The organism is Allostella sp., assembly GCF_041913585.1.
Taxonomy (GTDB): Bacteria; Pseudomonadota; Alphaproteobacteria; order ATCC43930; family Allostellaceae; genus Allostella.
On sequence record NZ_JAYSFE010000080.1, the window covers coordinates 1 to 22656 of the forward strand.

20 protein-coding genes are annotated in these 22656 nt (G+C 73.6%); 9 read left to right on the forward strand and 11 right to left on the reverse strand.

Annotation, left to right across the window (positions count from 1 at the left end; all coding sequences use genetic code 11):
• The first annotated feature begins 197 nt into the window (after positions 1-197).
• Positions 198-1247, forward strand: a complete 1050-nt coding sequence (locus ACE3Q3_RS15405) for an amino acid ABC transporter substrate-binding protein (protein WP_374447561.1) — start codon at positions 198-200, stop codon at positions 1245-1247.
• A gap of 28 nt (positions 1248-1275) precedes the next feature.
• Here the strand turns inward: ACE3Q3_RS15405 and ACE3Q3_RS15410 are convergent, their stop codons facing one another.
• Entirely contained in the window at positions 1276-3177 is a 1902-nt protein-coding gene (locus ACE3Q3_RS15410; protein ID WP_374447563.1) for a caspase family protein, read from the reverse strand.
• Positions 3178-3200: 23 nt separating this feature from the next.
• Positions 3201-5156, reverse strand: a complete 1956-nt coding sequence (locus ACE3Q3_RS15415) for a C1 family peptidase (protein WP_374447564.1) — start codon at positions 5154-5156, stop codon at positions 3201-3203.
• A gap of 819 nt (positions 5157-5975) precedes the next feature.
• On the opposite strand from ACE3Q3_RS15415, the gene ACE3Q3_RS15420 reads away from it, so the two are divergent.
• Both ACE3Q3_RS15420 and ACE3Q3_RS15425 read left to right on the forward strand, forming a co-directional pair.
• Positions 5976-7577, forward strand: a complete 1602-nt coding sequence (locus tag ACE3Q3_RS15420; protein WP_374447566.1) for a DNA polymerase Y family protein — start codon at positions 5976-5978, stop codon at positions 7575-7577.
• Complete coding sequence (locus ACE3Q3_RS15425; RefSeq protein WP_374447568.1) at positions 7574-10921, forward strand: error-prone DNA polymerase; 3348 nt, start codon at positions 7574-7576, stop codon at positions 10919-10921. The genes ACE3Q3_RS15420 and ACE3Q3_RS15425 overlap by 4 nt, the downstream gene beginning before the upstream one ends.
• Positions 10922-10973: 52 nt before the next feature.
• Here ACE3Q3_RS15425 and ACE3Q3_RS15430 read toward each other — a convergent pair whose 3' ends face one another.
• The 8 genes from ACE3Q3_RS15430 to ACE3Q3_RS15465 form a co-directional block, all read right to left on the reverse strand.
• Entirely contained in the window at positions 10974-11576 is a 603-nt protein-coding gene (locus ACE3Q3_RS15430) for a pyridoxamine 5'-phosphate oxidase family protein (RefSeq protein ID WP_374447570.1), read from the reverse strand.
• A 12-nt stretch (positions 11577-11588) separates the two neighbouring features.
• Entirely contained in the window at positions 11589-12647 is a 1059-nt protein-coding gene (locus ACE3Q3_RS15435) for a class I SAM-dependent methyltransferase (RefSeq protein ID WP_374447573.1), read from the reverse strand.
• Positions 12648-12754: 107 nt separating this feature from the next.
• The gene (locus ACE3Q3_RS15440) at positions 12755-13120 is read right to left on the reverse strand and encodes a nuclear transport factor 2 family protein (protein ID WP_374447574.1); all 366 of its coding nucleotides are present in this window, start codon (positions 13118-13120) and stop codon (positions 12755-12757) included.
• Positions 13121-13262: 142 nt separating this feature from the next.
• Positions 13263-14762: an alpha/beta fold hydrolase gene (locus tag ACE3Q3_RS15445; protein WP_374447575.1), complete on the reverse strand. Its 1500-nt coding sequence runs from the start codon at positions 14760-14762 to the stop codon at positions 13263-13265.
• Positions 14763-14918: 156 nt separating this feature from the next.
• Positions 14919-15563: a DNA oxidative demethylase AlkB gene (gene alkB, locus ACE3Q3_RS15450; RefSeq protein ID WP_374447577.1), complete on the reverse strand. Its 645-nt coding sequence runs from the start codon at positions 15561-15563 to the stop codon at positions 14919-14921.
• Positions 15560-16225 carry a hypothetical protein gene (locus ACE3Q3_RS15455; protein WP_374447578.1) on the reverse strand — a complete coding sequence of 222 codons (666 nt, stop codon included), beginning with the start codon at positions 16223-16225 and terminating at the stop codon, positions 15560-15562. Before ACE3Q3_RS15455 ends, alkB begins: the two co-directional genes overlap by 4 nt.
• 12 nt (positions 16226-16237) lie before the next feature.
• Positions 16238-17053, reverse strand: coding sequence for a DUF72 domain-containing protein (locus ACE3Q3_RS15460; RefSeq protein ID WP_374447579.1), 816 nt, complete (start codon positions 17051-17053; stop codon positions 16238-16240).
• A 2-nt stretch (positions 17054-17055) separates the two neighbouring features.
• The gene (locus tag ACE3Q3_RS15465) at positions 17056-18075 is read right to left on the reverse strand and encodes a S1C family serine protease (RefSeq protein ID WP_374447581.1); all 1020 of its coding nucleotides are present in this window, start codon (positions 18073-18075) and stop codon (positions 17056-17058) included.
• 119 nt (positions 18076-18194) lie between these two features.
• On the opposite strand from ACE3Q3_RS15465, the gene ACE3Q3_RS15470 reads away from it, so the two are divergent.
• Positions 18195-18878 carry an alpha/beta family hydrolase gene (locus tag ACE3Q3_RS15470; protein WP_374447583.1) on the forward strand — a complete coding sequence of 228 codons (684 nt, stop codon included), beginning with the start codon at positions 18195-18197 and terminating at the stop codon, positions 18876-18878.
• Here ACE3Q3_RS15470 and ACE3Q3_RS15475 read toward each other — a convergent pair.
• Positions 18857-19210 carry an ArsC family reductase gene (locus tag ACE3Q3_RS15475; RefSeq protein WP_374447585.1) on the reverse strand — a complete coding sequence of 118 codons (354 nt, stop codon included), beginning with the start codon at positions 19208-19210 and terminating at the stop codon, positions 18857-18859. The genes ACE3Q3_RS15470 and ACE3Q3_RS15475 overlap by 22 nt on opposite strands.
• Positions 19211-19349: 139 nt before the next feature.
• On the opposite strand from ACE3Q3_RS15475, the gene ACE3Q3_RS15480 reads away from it, so the two are divergent.
• The 5 genes from ACE3Q3_RS15480 to ACE3Q3_RS15500 all read left to right on the forward strand — a co-directional run bounded on the left by ACE3Q3_RS15480 (position 19350) and on the right by ACE3Q3_RS15500 (position 22656).
• A complete protein-coding gene (locus tag ACE3Q3_RS15480; protein ID WP_374447587.1) occupies positions 19350-19841 on the forward strand; it encodes an SRPBCC domain-containing protein in 492 nt (163 codons plus the stop codon).
• Entirely contained in the window at positions 19835-20491 is a 657-nt protein-coding gene (locus tag ACE3Q3_RS15485; RefSeq protein ID WP_374447589.1) for a glutathione S-transferase family protein, read from the forward strand. Before ACE3Q3_RS15480 ends, ACE3Q3_RS15485 begins: the two co-directional genes overlap by 7 nt.
• Positions 20492-20583: 92 nt before the next feature.
• Positions 20584-21264: a winged helix-turn-helix transcriptional regulator gene (locus tag ACE3Q3_RS15490; RefSeq protein WP_374447590.1), complete on the forward strand. Its 681-nt coding sequence runs from the start codon at positions 20584-20586 to the stop codon at positions 21262-21264.
• Positions 21261-21647, forward strand: a complete 387-nt coding sequence (locus tag ACE3Q3_RS15495) for a DUF488 domain-containing protein (RefSeq protein ID WP_374447591.1) — start codon at positions 21261-21263, stop codon at positions 21645-21647. The genes ACE3Q3_RS15490 and ACE3Q3_RS15495 overlap by 4 nt, the downstream gene beginning before the upstream one ends.
• Positions 21648-21723: 76 nt before the next feature.
• Positions 21724-22656, forward strand: coding sequence for a PLP-dependent cysteine synthase family protein (locus tag ACE3Q3_RS15500; protein WP_374447593.1), 933 nt, complete (start codon positions 21724-21726; stop codon positions 22654-22656).

Below are 22656 nucleotides of genomic sequence, written 5' to 3' on the forward strand. Positions count from 1 at the left end.
CCGGTCGATGCGCCGATGGGTCTCGACGCCGCGCGCATCATGCGGGCGATCGACGCGCTCAATCGGCGGCTGCAGGAGACCTCGTCCGGATCCCGCGCCGCCGGGCCACCGCAGGAGTGGACGGGGCGGCTCGCCACCCGATGAGCACATCCCTTCCCCCGCATCGCGAAGCCTCGCCGGAGCAGTCGCCAAAAAGGATGTCGACCATGCGAACCCTGCTGTCGGGTGCCATCGGAACCGCCCTCGCCATCGCCGCGGCACTCCCCGCGACGGCCGCACCGCCGGCCGACACGGTCGCTGCCATCCGCGCCCGCGGCCAGCTCGTCTGCGGCGTCTCGCCCAGTGCGGCGGGCTTCGCGACGCAGAGCGGCAGCACCTGGAAGGGCTTCGAGGTCGATTATTGCCGCGCCGTCGCCTCCGTCGTGCTCGGCGACGCGGAGAAGGTGCGGATCGTTCCGGTGCCGGCGGGACAGCGTTTCGCCGGCCTCGAACAGGGCGAGATCGACCTCCTCACCCGCAACACGACCTGGACCCTGGAGCGCGAGGCCGGCAACAACATCGCCTTCGCCGCCATCACCTACTATGACGGGCAGGGCTTCATGCTCCGCGACGAGCGGGGCATCCGCCGCGTCCAGCAGATGGACGGGCTCAAGGTCTGCGTCGAGGCGGCGACCACGACCGAGCAGAACGTCGCCGAGTACGCGCGCGCCATGCGCATGCGCCTGACGGTGGTGCCGGTGGCGGATGCGACCAAGGCCCAGGCGGCCTTCCTCGCCGGCTTCTGCGATGCCCTGACCAGCGACCTCAGCGTCCTCGCCGGGTTCCGCCGGTCGCTGGGCAGCCGCGCCGACGAATTCTCGCTGCTCGGGGAAATCATCTCCAAGGAGCCCCTCAGCATGGTCGTCCGACGCGGCGACTGGCGCTTCTTCGACATCGTCCGCTGGACGCATTTCGCCATGGTCGCGGCCGAAGAGCTGAACATGGACGGCGAGACGCTGCGCCAGCTCCGCAGCCGCAGCGAGGCCGACCTCGCCGGGGCCGGCACCGAGGTGCAGCGGCTGCTGGGGCGGGTCGGTGCCTCGGGCCGGCTGCTCGGCCTCGATCCCGACTGGGCTGCGCGGCTCGTCATCCAGGTCGGGAACTATCGCGAGGTCTGGGAGCGGAACATCGGCCCGCTCGGCATCCGCCGCGGCCTGAACCTGACCTGGAACCAGGGCGGGCTGCTCTACGCGCCGCCGATGCGCTGATCCCGCACCGCCCTGGTGGCTTCCGGGCCTACACCGCGAAGGGCTTCTGCCCGTCGAAGGCGGCGTTGGGCTGGCCGACCTGCCAGTGGTTCGGCGTCTGGATGGCCGGCATCCGATTCAGGATCGCCTGGTGGAAGGCGTCGTAGTCGCCCTCGAACCGGCCCTCGTTCCACACCGCCAGCAGCGCGCCGGTGAACTGGCCGTTGTCGAAGCCGTCGTAGGAAAACTGGTTGTCCTGGCAGCCGGACAGCAGCCGCACCGTGGCGGCGACCGGCCGGACCAGTTCCCGGGCGAGCAGCGAGGTGTCGGTGCGGGCGATCGAGCGGCCGAGCTTCTCGTAGAAGTCGCGATTCTGGCGGAAGACCTTGACCGACTGGCGGTAGGGCATGGCACGGGCGCGGTTGCCCTGGGGATCGCAGAGGTAGCCCTCGTCGTCGACGGCGTGCAGCGCCGGGCTGCTGCCGGCCTCCGCCATCTGCTTGATGACCGAGCCGCTGTGGCAGCTGTCGGAGACGACGAGGATGCGCACGCCCTCGCGGAACTCCGCCCACAGCGCATAGAGCTCGTCGTCGATCAGCTGGCCGTCATAGAGACACCAGGTCTCGTCGAGCGCGTCCTCCTCGTCGGCGTTGAAATCCGGCACCTGGCCGCCATGGCCGGAATAGCTCACCAGAAAGATGTCGCCGGCCTTCAACCGGCCGGCGGCGTCGCGGATGGCGCCGACGACGGCGGCCCGTGTCGCGGCCGGGGTCGCGAGCCGGGTCGGCGCGAAGCCGCAGCTCCGGGCGATCGCCTCCATGTCCTCGGCATCGAACTCGCAGGCCGCGAGTTCGCCCACCCAGCCGGCATAATGGGCGGGATCGACCTCGTTGAGGCCGATATGCAGCGAGATGGCCTGGCGCAGCGGGAGGCCGGCCGGCGGAGCGGCCCCCTTCTTCGCCTTCCCCTTGCCCTTCGCCCGGGCGGCCGGCTGCGGCGCCGCCTTCGGTGCCGCGAGTACGCCGATCGCCTTGCGGAACCGCGCCGCGACGTCGCCATAGCCGGCATCGACGGGGTGCAGCTCGTCGTGCCAGCGGTCGTCCCTCACGACGGCGCGCAGATCGAGGCAGGTGACGCGCGGAAAGCCGCGCGCGAGGCGCCCGAGCTCGGTGTTGAAGCGGTCGATCATCGTGCCGGCGATCGCCTTCTGCAGCCCGGGATCGGCGATGCCGCGCCTGGCCATCGGCTTGCCGAGCCACTTGCCGTCCGGGCGCGGCACCGGCCGATCGTAGCCGTGACAGACGACGGAGAGCTGCGGAAAGCGGGTCTCCAGGGTGCGGAAGATCTGGTCGTACTGGCGGATCGCGGTGTCGACGAGCGCGCCGAACGACGGCAGCAGGTAGTCGGCCGGCGCCAGCGCCGGGTCGAAGTCGCGCAGGTGCTCGGCCAGGAAGCCGTCGGCGACGAGATCGTTGCCGCCGCCGGAGATCAGGAAGATGGAGGCGCCGTACTGGCGGATCGGCTCCAGGAACTCGCTCTCCCGCAGCATGTTCTCCAGCGTGTCGCCGCCGGCATCGAGGCTGAGGATCGCGAAGTCCCGCATCAGATGGTCGATCACGTCCTCGAGGACGAAGGGATACTGGAACCAGGAATCTCCCTCCGAGACGATGATCGGCCCCTTGTAGCTGCCGTCGGAGATGCGGTTCTCGAAGGCGACGCGCCGGCGCATCCGCGCCAGCCAGTTGGCGATGCCGAGCCCCATCTCGCCGCGCACCACCGCGTCGGGCATCCCCGACAGGTCGACGGTCGCCGGGTTGTAGACCGCAGCCGGCGCGAAGGGACCCGAGCGCGTCTCGTCGATCGTGAAGTAGGCGCGCAGATCCTCCTCGCGGATCGCCGGGTCGACGAGCTTCCGGTTCAGTTCGGCGATCGTGATCTTCTTCGGCGCCATGTCGTCCTCCCTCGGCTGCGGATTCACCCCGGGCCGGATGCCCGCGGCGGTCGTTCGCGGTTGGCGATCCGCCGGCGGATGTCCTGGCGGACCGCGGGGCTGTGGATGACCGTCAGGATGTCGTAGGGCGACGGGCTGTCGCCGGGCAGCGGCACCTTCCGGACCTCGAGTCCGGCCAGTTCGTCCGCCGGAACGTCGTCGGCGATGCCGAGCAGCCGCGGCGGCGGATCGTCACCGCCGCGCTCCTCGAAGGCGTTGGCGACCAGATGGAGGACCGACTTGCCGTAGCGACCGGTCCGCATCGCCCGCTCCAGCGGCGGCGCCGGCAGGTAGAGCCGCGGCTGCGCCTTCAGACGGGCGGCGAACGGCGCCCCGTGCGTCCGGTAGTCGTCGATCCGGCACGCCGGGGCGACGAGGCTCAGGGTCGCGACGGCCTCGGCCAGCCGATCGCGCTCGGCCGGCGCCATGCCCTCCAGCAGGCGCAGGAACAGGACGGCCCCCGCGCCCTCGACCAGGAGATGCAGTCGGTAGTGGCAGGGCGGGCGGCAGAGGGCGGCGAACGCCGCCACGAGGTGGCGCAGGTCGCCGCGCTCCGCCCCGACGGGCGCCGCTTCGCTGCCGCCGGCCACGCGCGCGGCGCGCCCGACGTCGCGCCAGAAGGCCCGGCCGATGCCGCGGACGTCGCTCTCGGCGGCGCGGTCGAAGGCTTCGCCCGCCCCGCCCACCCGCAGCGCCGTGCGCTCGAAGATGTCCATCAGCACGGCGGTCGTCTGGGCGACGAAATCGCTGCACCAGATGATCGAGTAGGGATAGATCCCCCGCTCCTTCCAGAAGCGCTTGGTGGCCGCGGCATAGGCGGCCGCGGCCGGCGTGTCCTCGGTTCCGCCGGCGATCCGCAGCAGCACATGGCGGTAGGGTTCGCGCCGTCTCGCCGATCCCCCGCGGGCCTCGTCCGGCCGGAGGCGGCGTTCGAGATAGGCCACCGTCTCCTCGACGCAGCGGCGCGAACTCGGATAGCTGCCGATCGTCACATGGTGGCCGTCGTCGAGATGGGCATAGTGGCCGACGATGTCGGCCCGGCGGGTGCTGGCGGCGCGCAAGGCCGCGGCCGTCGGCAGCATCCCCTGCTCGCCGATGGTCAGGTGGAAGGCCTCGGGGGTCGGCACGCCGAGCCGCAGCACCCAGGCGTCGAGGATCGATTCCGCCCAGTCCTGGTAGCCCCAGTGGGCGATTCCCGGCAGGTCGCCATGGCCGCCCCATTTGGGGCCCCAGGAGTTGAGGACGAAGAAGCCGGTGTCGTCATAACCGACGACGACGAAGGCATGGCCCCCGATGTCGGCGGTGCCCGCCGCCTCGATCCGCCCGCGGCGGCGGGCGACGGCCTCCGCCGTCCATCCCGTGTGGATCCGCGCGCCCACGAGGATCCCGCCGGTCTCGTTGAGCGCCGCGTGATAGTCGTTCAGCACCGGACGGAGGCGGTAGTAGGCGCCGAGGCTGGTCGACCGCGCGTCCTTGGCGCGCGGCTCGTCCAGCATCCCGCGGTCATCCTCCTGCGGCCACGCCTGCTGGCTGCAGACCCCGTTGTGGTAGAAGGCCTTGACGGCGGGCCGAAGGGAATAGAAGCGGGTGCTCCCGGTCGCCGCGCGCTGCTGCTCCTTGGCCAGTTCGAACAGCATGCGGGCGCTGACCGGGGCCGGGCGCGCGGTCGCGTCGGCACCGTCCAGGCGCAGGACGTCGACCAGCGCGGCCAGCGCCTGGGCCACGCAGGAACCCTCCTGCCCCTGGTCGCGGACCGGGACCACGAGGCGTCCCGGCCCCTCCCCGAGCCGGGTGGGCGCGAGGCCCGCGGGCAGCCGCCGCAGGGGCGGGTCGTAATACTTGTCGCGCAGGTCGGTCGGATCGCGGCGGAGATAGTCGTGAATGGACCGGGCCGCAGGCCCGTCGCCCCGATCTGCGCGTGCTATCGCCCCGTCATCCATACCATCCCCCGAATGCGCGCGGTGGTAGAATAACAGAATCTAATAGCAGCACAGACCGACGCTCTTGTCATGCCCTGTCCTCACCCTCTTGACTCCACCCGGGTCGCGGCCGTTCTTATTGGGAACAAATCAGGAACAAAACCATGGCCCGCCCCCCAATTCCGGAGGCCCTGCGGCAGAGCCTGGCCGGCCTGATGCGCCGGAGCGGTGTCGCCGCCGGGTTCGTTTCCCTCGGCATGCCGGCGGTCGACGCCGCACTCGGCGGCGGCATCGCCCGCGGCGCCCTGCACGAGATGCATGCCGAGTGGACCGCCGACATGGCGGCGCTCGGCGGGTTCGCGCTCGGGCTGGCGCTGCGGGCGTCGGAAGGACGGCCGATCCTCTGGGTGCGCCAGGATTTCGCCGACAGCGAGGCGGGCGTGGTCCATCCGCCGGGCCTGGCCGAACTCGGCCTCGATCCGGGACGGCTGCTGCTGGTGCGTACCCGCGACGCCGCGCAGTTGCTCCGGGCGGGGGGCGAGGCGGTGCGCTGCGCGGCGCTGGGCGCGGTGCTGCTGCAGCCCTGGGGCGAGCCCAAGGCGCTCAACCTGACGGCGACGCGGCGGCTGTCGCTGGCGGCCGAGGGTTCGGGCGTGACGGCCCTACTGCTGCGCGCGCCGGCCCGCCCCGCCGCGAGCGCGGCAGCGACCCGCTGGCGGGTGCATGCCCTGCCCTCGCAGGCGCTGGAGGCCGATGCCCCGGGGCGGCCGGCCTTCGCCATCCGGCTGCTGCGCCACCGCGGCGGCATCGCCGAACAGGAATGGCAGGTGGAGTGGGACCGTGACCGAGGCTGCTTCCAGCCCCGCCTCCCCCGCGGAGCGGCGGCGCTATCTCGCCCTGTGGTTGCCCTTCCTGGCGACCGACCGGTGGCGCCGGCAGCGGGCCTCCGCCGCGCCGGATGACGTCCCGTTCGCGCTGGTCGAGACGGTGCGCAACGCGCTCCGCCTCGCCGCCGTCGACCGGCGGGCGGCCCGCCTCGGTCTCGCCCCCGGCCTCGCCCTGGCGGACGCCCGCGCCCGGGTGCCGGACCTCGCCGTCGCCGATGCCGATCCCGCCGCCGACCGCGCCTTCCTGGAACGCCTGGCCGGCCTCTGCGACCGCTGGACGCCGCTGGTGGCGCTCGCGCCCGCGGACGGCCCCGCGCCGGGCCCCGCACCGGACGGGCTGGTCCTCGACATCACCGGCTGCGCCCATCTCTTCGGCGGCGAGGCGGCGCTGCGCGACGCCGCGGCGGCCCGGCTCGCCGGCCTCGGCCTGGGCGTCCGCGCCGCCGTCGCCGGCACGCCCGAGGCCGCCCGCGCGCTCGCCCGCTTCGGCCGGGTCGCCCTCACCCCGCCCGGCCGCGACGCCGCGGCGACGCGCCGCCTGCCGGTCGCAGCCCTGGAGGCGGGGACGGAGACGACGGTGGCGCTGACCCGTGCCGGCCTGGCGACGCTGGGCGATCTCGCCGACCGGCCCTCGGCCGCGCTCGCCGCCCGCTTCGGGGCGGACCTGCCGCGCCGCCTCGCCCGCGTGCTGGGCTGCGAGGACCGCCGCATCGTGCCGCTGCGCCCGCCGCCCGCCTGCCTCGTCGAGCGCCACTTCCCCGAGCCGCTGCAGCGCGCCGACGGCATCGAGGCGGTGCTGGACGGGCTGCTCGCCGAGGCTGCCCGCCTCCTCGAGGGGCGCGGCCAGGGCGGCCGTGCCTTCGAGGCCGGGCTCTTCCACACCGACGGCCGGGTCCGCCGCCTCCTGGTCGAGACCGGCCGGCCGACCCGCGACGGCGGGGCGGTGCTGCGCCTCTTCCACGAGCGCATCGCGACGCTCGCCGACCCGATCGACCCCGGCTACGGCTTCGACGTCATCCGCCTCGCGGTCCCGGTCGCCGAGCCGCTGCCGCCCGCCGCCCCCGACCTCGACGGCCGCGCCGCCGGGGAGGAGGCGGTGGCGGACCTGGTCGACCGGCTCGCCACCCGCCTCGGCCCGGGCCGGGTGCTGCGGATGGTCGCCCGCGACAGCCACCATCCCGACCGCGAGGCGGCCCTGGTGCCGGCCGGCGCCGCGGCGCCCGGGCCGGGCTGGCGGCGGGCAGAGGCGGACGAGCCGCCGGCCCGTCCGCTCCAGGTCTTCGACCCGCCGCAGCCGATCGAGACCCTGGCGGAGGTGCCGGACGGCCCGCCGCTGCGCTTCCGCTGGCGGCGGGTGCTGCACCAGATCGCCCGCGCCGAGGGGCCGGAGCGCATCGCGCCGGAATGGTGGCGCGACGGCTCCGAGGCCCCGACCCGCGACTATTACCGGGTCGAGGACAGCGAGGGCCGGCGCTTCTGGGTCTTCCGCGAGGGGCTCTACGGCAGCGGCGACGGCGGGCGGCCACGCTGGTTCCTGCACGGGCTCTTCGCATGACCGGACCGGCCTACGGCGAACCGGTGGCCGCCAGCAACTTCTCGTTCCTGCGCGGCGCCTCGCATCCGCAGGACCTGGTGGCGACCGCGCTGCTGCTGGGCCTGGGCGGCATCGGCATCGCCGACCGCAACACGGTGGCGGGCGTCGTGCGCGCCCATGCCGCGCTGGCGACGCTGCGCGAGGAAGGGCTGCCGCCGGCCGAGAAGGTGCGGCACGGCTCGGGACCGGGCGAGCATGCCTGGGTCGCGGCGGACGGGTTCGACGCCGCGGCCGCGGCGGAAATCCGCGAGCGGGCGCAGCGCTTCCGTCTCGTCGTCGGCGCCCGCCTCGCCTTCGCCGACGGCACCCCCGACATCGTCGCATATCCCGAGGACCGGTCGGGCTGGGGCCGGCTCTGCCGGCTGCTCACCCGCGGCAACGGCCGGGCCCGCAAGGGCGACTGCGTCCTCCGTCTCGACGACCTGCTGGCCGACACGGCCGGTCTGCTGCTGATCCTGCTGCCGGGCCGCGCCGACCCGCCGCCGGGCCTACTGGAACGGTTGTCCGCCGCGCCCCCCGGCGCCCTCTGGCTCGCCGCGGCCATGCATCGCCGCGGCGACGACCGCCGCCGCCTCGCCCGCCTGCGCCGGGTCGCCGCGGCCGCCGGCATCCCCCTCCTCGCCACCAACGACGTGCTCTACGCCACCCCCGGGCAACGCGATCTCCAGGACGTGGTGACCTGCATCCGCGAGGGCCTCCCGATCGCCGCCGCCGGCCGCCGGCTGGAGGCCAACGCCGAGCGCCACCTGAAGCCGCCGGCCGAGATGGCGCGGCTCTTCCGCGACGCGCCCGAGGCGATCGCCGAGGCGGGCCTCTTCTTCCAGCGGATCGGCTTCTCGCTCGACCAGCTCACCTACGAGTATCCCGACGAGCCGGTGCCGCCCGGCCGGCAGCCGCAGGACTGGCTGGAGGAACTGACCTGGCGGCACGCCCGGATGCGCTATCCCGCCGGCGTGCCGGCCAAGGTCGAGCGGCTGCTGCGCGACGAGCTCGCCCTCATCGCCCGGCTCGGCTATGCGCGCTACTTCCTCACCATCCACGACATCGTCCGCTTCGCCGAGGGCCGGGGCATCCTCTGCCAGGGCCGCGGCTCGGCCGCCAACTCCGCCGTCTGCTTCGTGCTCGGCATCACCGCCGTCGACCCGGCCGAGCACGACCTGCTCTTCGCCCGCTTCATCTCGACCGAGCGGCGCGAGCCGCCCGACATCGACGTCGATTTCGAGCATGAGCGGCGCGAGGAGGTGATCCAGCACATCTACCGGAAATACGGGCGCGACCGCGCCGGCATCGCCGCCACCGTCATCCGCTACCGCCCGCGCAGCGCCATCCGCGAGGTCGGCCGGGCGCTCGGCCTGACCGAGGACGTGACCGCCCGCATCGCCGGCACGCAATGGGGAAGCTGGGGCACCGACATCGCCGACGCCCGCATCCGCGAGGCCGGCCTCGACCCCGCCAACCCGACGGTCGGCCGCGCCGTCGGGCTGGCGCGGCGGCTGCTCACCTTCCCCCGCCACCTGTCGCAGCATGTCGGCGGCTTCGTGCTGACCCGCGGCCGGCTCGACGAACTGGTGCCGATCGGCAACGCCGCCATGCCCGAGCGCACCTTCATCGAATGGGACAAGGACGACATCGACGCGCTCGGCCTGATGAAGGTCGACGTGCTGGCGCTCGGCATGCTGACCTGCATCCGCAAGTCCTTCGACCTGCTGCGGCGGCACCGCGGGCTCGATATGGGCCTGGCCGAAGTGCCGCGGGAACGGCCCGAGGTCTACGACATGCTGTGCCGGGGCGAATCCCTCGGCGTTTTCCAGGTCGAGAGCCGGGCGCAGATGAACATGCTGCCGCGCCTGAAGCCGCGGACCTTCTACGACCTCGTCATCCAGGTGGCGATCGTGCGGCCCGGCCCGATCCAGGGCGACATGGTCCACCCCTATCTCCGGCGGCGGAACGGCATCGAGCGGGTCGAGTTCCCCGCCCCGGCGCCGCCGCACGACCCGGACGAGCTGCGCCAGGTGCTGGGCAAGACCCTGGGCGTGCCGCTCTTCCAGGAGCAGGCGATGAAGCTCGCCATGGTCGCCGCCGCCTTCACCGAGGCGGAGGCGAACGGGCTGCGGCGGGCGATGGCGACCTTCCGCAACGTCGGCACCATCGGGCGCTTCGAGGAACTGATGGTCGGGCGGATGATCGCGCGCGGCTACGATCCGGACTTCGCCCGGCGCTGCTTCGAGCAGATCAAGGGCTTCGGCAGCTACGGCTTCCCGGAGAGCCATGCCGCCTCCTTCGCCAAGCTCGTCTACGTCTCCTCCTGGCTCAAGTGCCGGCATCCGGCCGTGTTCGCCTGCGCGCTGCTGAATTCGCAGCCGATGGGCTTCTATGCCCCGGCCCAGATCGTCCGCGAGGCGCAGGAGGTGGGCGGGGTCGAGGTGCGGCCGCTCGACGTCAACCACAGCGACTGGGACAATTCCCTCGAGCCGGCGGCGGACGGCGGCTGGGCGCTGCGTCTCGGCTTCCGCCAGGTCGACGGGCTGCACGAGGCGGAGCTGCGGCGGCTGGTCGAGCGGCGGGCCGGCGGCTATCGCGGGATCGAGGAGATCGCGCGGCGCGGCGGGCTGCATGGCGGGATGCTGCGCCGGCTGGCCGACGCCGACGCCTTCCGCTCGCTCGGGCTCGACCGCCGCCAGGCGCTGTGGGCGGTGCGCCGCCTCCCCGACGACGCCCCGCTGCCGCTCTTCGCCGCCGCCGACGCCCGCGAACTCGCCGAGGAGCCCGACCCGCGGCTGCCGGAGATGCCGCTCGCCGAGCACATCGTCGCCGACTACCAGACGCTGCGCCTGTCGCTGAAGGGGCATCCGATGGCGATGCTGCGCCCGGTCTTCCAGGCCGAGGGGGTGCGGACCTGCGCCGAGACGACGGCGATGCGCGACGGCCTGCGGACGCGAACCGCCGGAGTCGTGCTGGTGCGGCAGCGGCCGGGCAACGGCAAGGCCATCTTCATGACCATCGAGGACGAGACCGGCGTCGCCAACATCGTGCTCTGGGACCGCGACTTCGAGCGCTTCCGCCGCGAGGTCATGGGCGGGCGGCTGCTGGTCGTCGCCGGCAAGGTGCAGAAGAGCCCGGAAGGCGTCGTCCACCTGATGACGGAGGCCGTCTTCGACCGCACCGCCGAGCTGGCGCGCCTGTCACCGGCGCACCCGCCCCAGATCCCCCTCTCCCGCGCCGACGAGGTCCAGCACCCGCCCTATCCCCGCGGCGGCCATCCGCGGAACGTCCGCATCCTGCCGAAGTCGCGGGACTTCCACTGACCACGCGGACCGCAGCGACGGTCGCCACGGGACGACCACCGCCTTCGGTCCCTCACCCCTTCCACGTCGGCTGCCGCGGATGGACGGCGTCCCGGAAGACGTCGAAGCCCTTCCAGGCGGGCTCGACGGGGTCGCATCCCGGCATCGGCGTGTAGGGCGACGGCTCGACCAGCTGCAGGGTCGGGATGTAGCGCGGACAGTTGGGGAAGATGACGCTCGCGGCGATGCGCACCATCATCTGCGCGCCGACCGTGGACGCCGTCAGCGGATCGTCGCGATCGATGCGGGCGGTGCCGTTGACGCGCAGGCGGCGCGGCGTGCCGTGCAGGGCGATGAACAGCAGCCCGACATGCGGATTGACCGCGAGATTGCCGAGGCTGCGGAACATGCCGTTGCCGTCGTAGTCCGGGAAGGCCAGCTCCGACGGGCCGGTCACCCGGACGAAGCCGGGCGGCCCGCCCTTGAACGAGCAGTCCGGCCGGCCGTCGGCGTCGGCGGTGGCGAGGAAGACGTAGATCGCGCTCTCGATGAACGCCTTGTCGTCCTCGGTGAAGGCGGTCCGCGCCAGGCTCTCGAGCCGGTCGGCGATGCGCCGGCTCTCGAAGCCATCCTGAAGGGCGCGACTTCCGTCGTGATAGAAGGCGTCCGCGGCCATGTCGCGCCTCCCTCAGGGCCTTGCTTCCAGGATGAGGTTGAACGGCGTCTCGGTGGCGCGGCGAAAGCGCGTGAAGCCGGCCTCCTCGGCGACCTTGCGCAGCCGCACCTCGCCCGCCTGCGCGCCGAGCGCCAGCCCCACCTCCTGGTCGAGCGAGGCCGGCGTGCAGATCATCGTCGAGGCGGCATAGTAGATGCGGCCGACCGGATTGAGGTTGTCCTCCAGCCGGTCGCCGGCGAAGGGCTCGACCAGCATGCAGGTGCCGTCGCTCGCCATGGTCGAGCGCACATGGGCGAGCCCGCCGACCGGGTCGCCCATGTCGTGCAGGCAGTCGAAGAAGCAGACCAGGTCGTAGCCGTGCGCCGGGATGGTCTTGGCGGACCGGACCTCGAACGTGACGCGATCCGAAAGGCCCGCCGACGCGGCCGCCTTGCGCGCGTCCGCGATCGAGCCGGCATGGTAGTCGAACCCGAAGAAGCGCGAGTTGGGAAACGCCTGCGCCATGATGATGGTGGAGACGCCGTGCCCGCAGCCGACGTCGGCGACCGTGGCGCCGCGCTGCAGCTTCTCGACCACCCCGTCGAGCGCCGGCAGCCATTCCTGCACCAGGTGGTGCTTGTAGCCGGTGCGAAAGAAGCGGGCGGTGCCGCAGAACAGGCACTCGCTGCGCTTGTCCCAGCCGACGCCCTTGCCGGTACGGAAGGCTTCGGTGACGCGCGGCTCGTCGCGCATGGTGGCCGCCACCAGGTCGCCCACGGCGGCCAGGAACACGGGGCTGTCCTCGTCCGCGAAGACGGCCGCCTGCTCCGGCTGCATGGAGAACGTCCCGTTCGCCGCGTCGTAGTCGGCGTAGCCGGAGGCCGCCTGCGCCGCCAGCCATTCGCGGACGTAGCGCTCGGCGGTGCCGGTGGCGGCGGCAAGCTCGGCCGACGTCATCGGCCCGCCCGCGGCCAGCGCCTTGTAGAGGCCGAGCCGGTCGCCGACCAGCAGCAGCGCGGTGTTCATCGCCGCGCCGATGTCGTCCAGGATCTTGCCAACGAAGCTGTTCAGCCGTTCCTGATCCAGGGCCATGATCCAGTCCTCCCGTCCAACGGTGCGTTTTCGGAGCGGAATTCCCTTCCCGCGGCCGCTCCCGCCTGCGGTGCGCGCCGCGCTGCCGGTCGTCGTCGGTCCGGGCGCTACTCGTCCCAGGCCTGGACGATCGTCTGCTCGGCGATCAGCCCGCCCTCCAGGCCGACCACGGAGGCACAGAAGACCTTTGCGCCGTCGGGATAGGTACAGGCCTGGGTGAAGGCGAGCTTGTCGCCTTCGGCGATGCTGACGTCGACACGGTGCGTCATGGTGCGGCCGCAGATGTCGCTCCAGAACGCCGTGATTGCCGCCTTGCCCTTGATCTCGCGCGGCCGGCTGGGCGGATTGTTCCGGTCGATGACCCGCGTCACCGCGTGGTCGGCGTAGAAGCCGGCGAGCATCCGACCGTCGCGCGTCTCGATCGCCTGCTTGATCGCCGCCCCCGTTACGGGCGTCCTGTCGGGCGTGGACATGATGCGCTCCTCCATGTCGGCCGGCAGGCGCCGGAACCGGCGAGCCTGCGGCGGAACATGACGGCAGCCTAGCGGTCCGGTCCCGCCGCCGCTTCCACCGAAAGCGCCATGCCGGCCATGGCCCGTTCGGACCAGCGCCCGGTCACTGCGCCGGCTGGCGGGCGACCAGCGCCGCCGCCGCCGCCCGCGAGGGCAGGTCGAGCTTCAGCAGGATGTTGGCGACGTGACGCTTGACCGTGTGCTCGGACAGCCCGAGCTGCAGGGCGATGCGCGTGTTGCTCAGCCCGTCGGCGACCAGCCCCATCACCTCGCGCTCGCGGGCGCTGAGCAGGGCGAGATCGACGGCGCGTGGCCGGCGCAGGACCGGCTCCAGGTGCCGCTCGGACGCCAGAGCCACCACCGGCAGCGGATCGCGGCCCCCGTCCACCGCGCGCGTTCCCCGTTCGACGAACTGCAGCCCCGAGCCCGACACGAGTTCGCTGGCCAGCCGCGACAGCAGGATTTCGGCCGGTCGCGCCGAAGCGGCGATGCCGGCGGCCACGTCGAGCGCGCGGCCGGCGAGCGGCGAAGCCGAGCCGTCGATCTCGCCGACATGGATTCCCTGCGCGATCGGGAGGCGGAGCGAGGCCGCCGTCTCCCGCAGCGCCACCGCGCAGGCGGCCGCCCGCGCCGGCGAATCGAAGCGGGCGACGATCCGGTCGGCAGCGGCCCGCTCCACGCGTCCACCATGGCGCCCCGCCACCTCGGGGGCCGCCTCGCGAAAGCGCTCGATCTCCTCGTCCCGGAAGTGCCTGTCCCCGCCCGCGACGGACCGAACCGAACCGCCCCCGACGAACGCCACCAGCAGCACGGCCAGCATGCGGTCGCGGTCGGTGACCGGGGCGGCGCCGGTGAGGAACTCCTCGATCAGGTCCGCGACGCGATCGACGTCCCCCATCCAGACCAGATGGTCGCGCCCGGGGAGTTCGGCCAGCCGGGCGCCGGGAATCGCGCGGGCAAGCCCGCGACCGCCCTCGACGCTCGCATGGGCGTCGTCGGCGCGGTGGATGACCAAAGTCGGGGCGCGAACGTCGGCCAGCCGGTCGCTCACGTCGATGCCGGCGTGGAGACGCGCCAGCGCGGCCGCCCCGGTCGGGCTCGCGGAGAGGCGCTCCAGTCGCGCCCACCAGTCGAGGAGGCGCCGGTCCTCGGTGCGGGCCGGCGCCAGCGCGGCGAGCGTCACACCCTTGCCCCACGACATCTCGACGGCCTCGATCCAGGCCCGCAGACGCCTCGCCTCCGCCGCCGTGGCGGAAGCGCGCGCGCAGCCGCCGAAGAGGATCAGCGCACGGACGAGATCCGGCCGCTCCGCCGCCAATCGAACGGCCAGCGCCGCGCCGTCCGATGCCCCGATCACGGCCGCGCGCGAACTGCCCACCGCGCTCATCACGGCGGCAATGTCCTGCGTCGTCATCGTCTCGTCCTGCAGGGTCGCCTCGAGCCGGTCGCTGAGGCCCATGCCGCGCCGGTCGAACAGGATCAGCCGGCCGAACGTCGACAGCCGCCGGACGAGCCGCCCGTAGCCCGGGTCTTCCGGCAGGATGTCGAGGTTGGAGGGGAAACCGGGCACCAGCACCAGGTCGAGCGAACCCTGGCCCGCCACCCGGTAGGCAATCCGTGCGCCGTTGCTTCTCGCGTATCGAATCTCGGCCGGCGGCATTGTCCCGATCCGCAAGATCGGAACAGTATTCTCGATCTGCGCGATGGAAAAGCCGTGGCGGCGCAGGGGGGCGGACGCGTTCGGAGGCACTCGGGATCGTCAGAGCGCCCGGCGGAAGGTGAGATTGATCCGTGCGGTGCCGGTCGCCGGGTGGCTGTCCGCCGCCAGGGGCAGGACGCCGTGGAAGGCGAGCCGCGACGGGCCGCCCCAGACCACCACGTCGCCATGGGCGAGCGGGATGCGGCGCAGCCGGCCGCGGCGCTCGGGACCGCCGAACTGGAAGATGGCCGGCAGGCCGAGGGAGACCGAGACGATGGGATGGCCGAGGTCGCGCTCGTCGCGGTCCTGGTGCGGGGTCAGGCGGGCGCCCGGCTCGTAGCGGTTGACGAGGCAGGCGTCGGGCGCGAATCCCGGATAGCCGGCGGCCAGGGCGGCCTCGCCCGCGAGTTCGCGGAAGACCGCCGGCATGGCCGGCCAGGGACGGCCACTGGCCGGGTCGGCCGCCTCGTAGCGGTAGCCGCGCCGATCGGTGACCCAGCCCGCGGTGCCGCAATTGGTCATCGCGACCGACATGGCGAAGCCGCCGGGCGTCACCATGCGGCGGAAGGGCGCCGCCGCGGCGACCGCCGCCACCGCCGCCAGCAGGGCGGGCGCCGCCGCCAGCGCATGGCCGCGCAGCACGACGGCGCCGGGTGCCAGTTCCTCGCGCACCGGCAGCAGGCCGGCCAGCAGGTCGGCCGTCATGGCTCCAGACTCATTGGCCGAGCCTCTTTGGCAGAGCCTGATAGGCCGAGGCTCGGGTGGAAGATCGGCCGGTATCCGGCCGCCAGCGTCCGCACGGTCGAGGGCGGCGTCAGCAGCGTGACGGCCGCAGTCGGCGGCGGCGCTGCGACGTAGCCGGCCGGTGTCCACCGCATCGTCCGGCCGGCGGCGACCGCAAGCCAGTCCCCGCCCGCCTCCAGCATGGTGCCGTCCGGCAGTTCGGCCGGCGGCATCGACAGGGCATGCCGGCGCTTCCGTCGTCCGTCCAGACGCTCGCCGTGGAGCACCTCGTCGATGCGGTCCGCGCCAGGGCCGGGGGGCGCCCCGCCGCCATTGCCGAGCGCCCAGGCCGCCTGGAAGGCACGGGCCGCCGGGCGGCGGCAGTAGAAGCAGGGGCGGTGGCCGGCCGCCAGCGCCGTCGCCTCGTCGAGGAAGAAGAGTTCCGTCCAGCCGCGGCCCATCACCACCCGGCGCACGCCCTTCCACTCGCAGACGCAGACGATCCAGCGCCGCGAGGTCCAGCGTCGGCGCAGCAGCGTGCGCGTCGCCGGATCGTGCAGGATGCCGCGGTTGCCGGTGAGGAGCCCGCGCTCCGGCATCGCCACGATCTCGCCGTCCGGCCGGACGCGGTTCTGGAGCGGCATCGCCGCCGGCGGCTAGCGGCCGAGCCGGCCGATGATCGCCATCGCCGCCGCCGGGTTCCGGACCTTGTGGCCGCTGATGACGTAGAGGAACACGTCCCGCGGCACCGCCCGCCCCGCGGGGGACGGCGCGACGCGCTCGAGGTCGTCCGGCACGCCGCCGCCCGCCCACGCCTTGGCACGCGCGGTCCAGGCGTCGAGCGCCGCCGGGGCATAGCCCTCGGGGTGGTCGGGGCTCGTGCCCATGATGCGGGCATAGACGAAGGGCGCGGTCGGATCGGCGATCTGGGGATAGTCGGAATCGCCGGCGACGACGATCGCCACCCCGCGCTCGCGCGCGATCGCCACCGCCTCCGGGTGGCGGAAGGTCGGATGTCGGACCTCGACCGCGTGGCGCAGGGCACGGCCGCCCGCCTCGCCCGGCAGCAGCGCCAGGAAGGCGGCGAAATCCTCGGCCTGGAACGGCTTGGTCGGCGCGAGCTGCCAGTTGACCGGCCCCAATTTGTCGCCGAGCTCGAGCAGCCCGCCGGTGAGGAAGCGTTCGACCGATTCCCCCGCCTCCGCCAGCACGCGGCGGTTGGTGGCGAAGCGCGGCCCCTTGAGGGCGAAGACGAAATCGTCCGGCGTCTCCTCGCGCCAGCGGGCGAAGCTCTCGGGCTTCTGCGCGCCGTAGTAGGTGCCGTTGACCTCGATCGAGGTCAGGTGGCGGCCGGCATGCTCCAGCTCGCGCCGGTGCGGCAGGCCGGGCGGGTAGAACGGCCCCCGCCACGGCGCGTAGGTCCAGCCGCCGATGCCGACGCGGATCCACCCCGCCTTCGTCTTCCCCGCCATGGTCACCGCCGATCCCGCTCGACGGGGGTGACCGCGATCGTCCGCAGCCGCCCGCCGCTCACCACCGAGAGCTCGGTCCGGCGTCCGATCCGTTCGCCGCCCAGAAGCCGGACGAGATCGTCGACGCCGGTCACCGCCTGCCCTTCCAGGGCGACGAGAATATCACGTTCGGCGAGCCCGGCCTCCGCTGCCGGCCCGCCGGGATCGACGGCGGTGACGATGGCGGCGAGGCTGCTCTCGAAGCCCAGCGTGCGGGCCAGGCGCCGCGGCAGCGGCAGGGTCTGGGCGCTGATGCCGATGAAGGCGCGGCGGACCCGGCCGTGGCGCAGGATCTCGACCAGGACGTGGCTCGCGGTGTTGCTGGAGACGGCGAAGCAGATGCCCTGCGCCCCGGCGATGACGGCAGTGTTGATGCCGATGACCTCGCCGCGGCTCGACACCAGCGGGCCGCCGGAATTGCCGGGATTGAGCGCAGCGTCGGTCTGGATGACGTCGTCGATGAGGCGCCCCGCGGCCCCGCGCAGGCTGCGGCCGAGCGCCGAGACGACGCCCGAGGTGACGGTCGATTCGAAGCCGAGCGGGTTGCCGATCGCGACCACGAGCTGGCCGCGCCGCAGCGCCTTGGAGTTGCCGAGGCGGGCGGCGGCGAGCGTGGCGTCGTGGGTGACGCGCAGGACGGCGAGGTCGGTATGCGGATCGTCGCCGAGGACCGCCGCCTCGACCTCGCGCCCGTCCGGCACCGCGAGCCGCACGAGGCGGGCGCCCTGGACGACGTGGCTGTTGGTCAGCACCAGGCCGTCGGGCGAGACGACGACGCCGGAACCGGTGCCGCCGCGCCGTCCCGCGGCCCGGTCGGCGGGCACCGCGACGCGCACGACGGCCGGCCCGACGCCATCGACGACGGCGGTCACGGCCGCGGAGTAGGCGTCGAGCAGCGGCCCGTCGTCGGGCGGCGCCCCCGCCGGCTGGGCGCCGGCCACGTCGTCGTCGCCGAGGATGTAGGTCAGTCGCGTATCGAGCATGGGGAAGGAAATCCCGAGCAGGCAAAGAGCGGATCGCCGCCAATGTGGGGAGCCGGAGCGGCCGGCGACAGGGCCGGCACCCTGGACAGCGATGGCCGGATCGGGGAAGAGGTCCGGCCATGACGCCCCGTCCGCTCGCGATCGCCGTGCCCGACCTCGGCACCGTCTCCGCCCTCTGGCAGGACGTGCCCGGAAACGGTCCCTGCCTCGTGCTCGCCCACGGTGCCGGGGCCGGTATGACCCACCCGGCGATGGCCGCCGCCGCCGACGGCCTCGCCCGCCGCGGCGTCGCCATCCTGCGCTACCAGTTTCCGTTCATGGAGCGCGGCACGAAACGGCCGGACCCGCCGGCGGTCGCCCAGGCGACCGTCCGCGCCGCCGTCGCCCTGGGGCGCGACCTCGCGCCCGGCCGTCCGCTCTTCGCCGGCGGCCGCTCCTACGGCGGCCGGATGACGTCCCAGGCGGAGGCAGCCTCCCCCATGCCCGGCGTCGCCGGCCTCGTCTTCCTCGCCTTCCCGCTCCATCCCGCGGGACGTCCCGGCCGCGAGCGGGCCCAGCACCTCGCCCGCATCGCCCGGCCGATGCTCTTCCTGCAGGGCACGCGCGACGCGCTCGCCGATCCGGTGCTGCTCCGCGAGACGGTCGAAGGGCTGGGACCGATCGCGACGCTGGAGCTTGCCGACGGCGCCGACCACGCCTTCCATGTCCTGGCCCGCAGCGGCCGCAGCGACGCCGAGGTGCTGGCCGGCCTGCTCGACGCCGCCGCCCGCTGGATGGCCGTTCAGGCGAAGCGCGCGGCGTAGGCCTCCGGCTTGAAGCCGACCAGGATCTCGCCGTCCGCCTCCAGCACCGGGCGCCGGATCATCGACGGCTGCGCCAGCATCAGCGCCGTCGCCTTGGCCCGGTCGAGGTCGCTGCGATCCGCCTCCGGCAGCTTGCGGAAGGTGGTGCCCGAACGGTTGAGCAGCGCCTCCCATCCCAGCCGGTCGATCCAGCCGTCGAGCCGCGCCCGATCGATCCCCTCGACCCTGTAGTCGTGGAAGACGTGCCGGACGCCGCGGGCGTCGAGCCACGTCCGCGCCTTCTTCATCGTGTCGCAGTTGCGGATGCCGTAGATCGTCGCCGTCGGCTGCATCGCCGCCCTCTCCGTTCGGTGAACCGTCTTCCACTATCCACGGCCGGTCGCTGCGGTCCATCGCGCATCCCGACCTTCCGGCTTGACACCGTGCCGTCAACACTTAGTCTATGAGTTAAGTGTTTTCGGAGACGAACGGATGCCGCAGTCGTTGCACTTCGCCCGCGAGGGCGAACGGGACATCGTCATGACACGAACGTTCCCGGCACCGCCGGAGCGCGTCTTCCGGGCCCTGACCACGCCCGAGACGATCCGGCGCTGGGCCCTGGGCCCGCCGGGACACCGCTTCGTCGCCTGCGAGAACGATCCGCGGCCGGGGGGCGCGATCCGCTATGTCTGGCGCCAGCCCGACGGCAGCGAGATCGGCCTGCGCGGCACCTATCGCGAGGTCGAGGCGCCGCACCGGCTCGTCCACACCGAACGCTTCGACGTCGACTGGACCGACGGCGAAACCACCGTCACCACCCGCCTCGACCCGGTGCCGGAAGGGACCCGCCTGACCACCGCCATCCGCTACCGGAGCGCGGCCGGCCGCGACGGGGCCGCCGCCTGCATGAAGGACGGAATCGCCATGAGCTACGACCGGCTGGCCGACCTGGTCGCCGAACCGGCCGGACGGGCGTCGTGCTGAAGCTCTACGCCCATCCCTTCTCGTCCTACTGCCAGAAAGTGCTGATCGCGCTCTACGAGAACGCGACGCCGTTCGAACTGCGGCAGCTCGATTTCGGGGACACGGCCGTGATCGAGGAGTGGGCCGCCCTGTGGCCCCTCCGGCGGATGCCGCTGCTGCTCGACGGCGCGCGCCGGGTGATGGAGACCTCGATCATCATCGAGCATCTCGATCTCCACCATCCGGGGCCGGTGCGCCTCGTGCCGGAGGCGCCCGACGCCGCCCTCGACACGCGGATGCTCGACCGCATCTTCGACAACTACGTCATGACGCCGGTGCAGCGGATCGTGTTCGACCGCATCCGGCCGGCCGAGCGGCGTGACCCGCACGGCGTCGCGGAGGCCGAGGCGCTGCTCGACACCGCCTGCCGCTGGCTCGACGGGCACCTGGCCGGCCGGGAATGGGCGGCCGGCGACCGCTTCGGCCTCGCCGACTGCGCGGCCGCGCCCGCCCTCTTCTATGCCGACTGGGTGCGGCCCATCGACCCCGCCCTCGGCCATCTCCGCGGCTATCGCGAGCGCCTGCTGCGCCGGCCGTCCTTCGCCCGCGCCGTCGACGAGGCCCGGCCCTATCGCGGCCTCTTCCCCGGCGGCGCCCCCGACCGCGACTGACCCCACCCGCCCGCGGAGTTCGCGCCCCCCGCCGCGACTGGTCCGCAATCCGGACCGGTCGCGGCGGCCGGCCCCGTGCTAGGCTCCCGCGAATGAAGGGGCACGGACAGTTCTGCGCCATCGCGCGCGGTCAGGACCTCCTCGGCGGGCGCTGGACGCTGCTCGTCGTCCGCGAGGTCCTGTGCGGCAGTCGCCGCTTCAGCGACATCCGCCGCGGCATCCCGCGCATCTCGCGCACGGTCCTCTCGGAACGCCTGGAGGCGCTGGTGCATGGCGGCGTGCTCGCCCGCCACGACGGCGACCATGGCCCGGAATACGCCCCGACCGCGGCCGGACGGGACCTCCTGCCGGTCCTTGCCGCGCTCGGCACCTGGGGCCAGCGCTGGCTGCCGCGCCGGGCGGACGAGGAGGATCTCGATGCCGATCCGGTGCTGGTCGACATGCAGCGCCGGGTGCGGCCGGAGGCGCTGCCGCGCCAGCCGCAGGTCGTCCGGTTCGTCGTCGACGGCGGGCCGCCGCGCTTCCTGCTGCTGGCGGCGGGCGAAGGCCAGCTCTGCAGCCGCAACCCCGGCTTTCCCGAACCGCTGGCGGTGACGACGCCGCTGGCGCCCCTCGTCGCCTGGTGGCGCGGCGACGTCGACTTCCCGGGTGCGCAGCGCCGGGGCCTCGCCGTGGCCGGGCCGCGCGCGCTCGCCCGCGCCTTCCCCGGCTGGTTCGCCCGCTACGCCTTCGCCGAGGTCGCCCCTGCCGCCGTCGACGGCGCCGCGCCGTGACCTGCCGCATCGTCCGCCTCGGCTCGCCGCGCCTGCCGGGCGAAGGCGTCCGGATCGGAACCGTCCGGCGGCCGCCGCGCGGTGTGCCGAAGGAGCGCCATGCGGCCGACGACTGGTACGACGTCTGGTATCCGGACCTCGCCCCCAGCGCCGAACTCGTCGCCCACGCCCGTAGCGCCGCGACCGACGCGGAATGGGCCGCCTTCGTCCGCGACTACCGCGCCGAGATGGACGCGGCCGGCCCGCGCCGGACGCTCGACCTGCTGGCCGCACTCTCCCGGGGCGCCAGCTTCTCGGTCGGCTGCTATTGCGAGAACGAGGCGCGCTGCCATCGGTCGGTGCTGCGCCGCCTGCTCGAGGAGCGCGGCGCCGACGTCACCTGACCGGGTCCGGATTCCGGACCGCCCGACCTTCACCGTCCGCGCTATGCCGGGCGCCGGCGGCAACGGAGGACGGGCCATGACGATGCACATCCTGGACACGATCGGCAGCACGCGGCTGCTGCCGCTGCGGCGGCTGGCGCCGGCGGACGGCGCCCGCATCCTGGTCAAGATGGAGAGCGAGAATCCGACCGGCAGCATGAAGGACCGGATGGCGCTCGCCATGGTCCGGACCCCCGCCGCCGACGGCCGCCTGCCCCCAGGCGGACCGGTCGTCGAATATACCGGGGGCAGCACCGGCGTCTCCCTGGCGCTGGTCTGCGCCGCGCTCGGCCACCCGCTCGACATCGTCACCTCCGACGCCTTCCAGCGCGAGAAGCTGGACCACATGCGCATCCTCGGTGCCCGGCTCCATGTCCTGCCGAGCGACGGCGGCCGGATGACCGGCGAGCTGACCCGCGCCATGATCGCCCGGGCGGGCGAGATCGCGGCCGGGACCGGCGCCTTCTGGACCGACCAGATGCGCAACCGCGACCAGCTCGCCGCCTACCGCGCGATGGCGGACGAACTGTGCGCCCAGGCCGGCGGGCCGATCGACGCCTTCGTGCAGAGCGTCGGCACCGCGGCATCGCTGCGTGGCATCGGCGGCCGGCTGCGCGAGCACGACCCGGCGGTGCGGATCGTCGCCGTCGAGCCCGCCGAATCGCCGGTGCTCTCCGGCGGTGCGCCGGGCGGGCATGGCATCGACGGCGTCGGCGCCGGCTTCGTCGTGCCGCTGTGGCAGCCCGGCCTCGCCGACGAGATCGTCCGCGTCTCGACCGAGGCGGCAACGGCGATGGCGCTCCGCCTCGCCCGCGAGGAGGCGCTCTTCGCCGGCACTTCCACCGGCGCCAACCTCGTGGCCGCGATCGGCGTCGCCCGCCGGCTCGGGCCCGGCCGGACGGTGGCGACGGTCCTCTGCGACACCGGGATGAAGTATCTCGGCCGCTTCGGCCGGATCGCCGCCGGCTAG

Bases quoted from the DNA above. Each gene is read 5' to 3' on its own strand.
- ACE3Q3_RS15405 (WP_374447561.1), top strand. From the start codon at position 198: ATGTCGACCATGCGAACCCTGCTGTCGGGTGCCATCGGAACCGCCCTC.
- ACE3Q3_RS15410 (WP_374447563.1), bottom strand. From the start codon at position 3,177: ATGGCGCCGAAGAAGATCACGATCGCCGAACTGAACCGGAAGCTCGTC.
- ACE3Q3_RS15415 (WP_374447564.1), bottom strand. From the start codon at position 5,156: ATGGATGACGGGGCGATAGCACGCGCAGATCGGGGCGACGGGCCTGCG.
- ACE3Q3_RS15425 (WP_374447568.1), top strand. From the start codon at position 7,574: ATGACCGGACCGGCCTACGGCGAACCGGTGGCCGCCAGCAACTTCTCG.
- ACE3Q3_RS15430 (WP_374447570.1), bottom strand. From the start codon at position 11,576: ATGGCCGCGGACGCCTTCTATCACGACGGAAGTCGCGCCCTTCAGGAT.
- ACE3Q3_RS15435 (WP_374447573.1), bottom strand. From the start codon at position 12,647: ATGGCCCTGGATCAGGAACGGCTGAACAGCTTCGTTGGCAAGATCCTG.
- ACE3Q3_RS15440 (WP_374447574.1), bottom strand. From the start codon at position 13,120: ATGTCCACGCCCGACAGGACGCCCGTAACGGGGGCGGCGATCAAGCAG.
- alkB (WP_374447577.1), bottom strand. From the start codon at position 15,563: ATGACGGCCGACCTGCTGGCCGGCCTGCTGCCGGTGCGCGAGGAACTG.
- ACE3Q3_RS15455 (WP_374447578.1), bottom strand. From the start codon at position 16,225: ATGCCGCTCCAGAACCGCGTCCGGCCGGACGGCGAGATCGTGGCGATG.
- ACE3Q3_RS15460 (WP_374447579.1), bottom strand. From the start codon at position 17,053: ATGGCGGGGAAGACGAAGGCGGGGTGGATCCGCGTCGGCATCGGCGGC.
- ACE3Q3_RS15465 (WP_374447581.1), bottom strand. From the start codon at position 18,075: ATGCTCGATACGCGACTGACCTACATCCTCGGCGACGACGACGTGGCC.
- ACE3Q3_RS15470 (WP_374447583.1), top strand. From the start codon at position 18,195: ATGACGCCCCGTCCGCTCGCGATCGCCGTGCCCGACCTCGGCACCGTC.
- ACE3Q3_RS15475 (WP_374447585.1), bottom strand. From the start codon at position 19,210: ATGCAGCCGACGGCGACGATCTACGGCATCCGCAACTGCGACACGATG.
- ACE3Q3_RS15480 (WP_374447587.1), top strand. From the start codon at position 19,350: ATGCCGCAGTCGTTGCACTTCGCCCGCGAGGGCGAACGGGACATCGTC.
- ACE3Q3_RS15490 (WP_374447590.1), top strand. From the start codon at position 20,584: ATGAAGGGGCACGGACAGTTCTGCGCCATCGCGCGCGGTCAGGACCTC.
- ACE3Q3_RS15500 (WP_374447593.1), top strand. From the start codon at position 21,724: ATGACGATGCACATCCTGGACACGATCGGCAGCACGCGGCTGCTGCCG.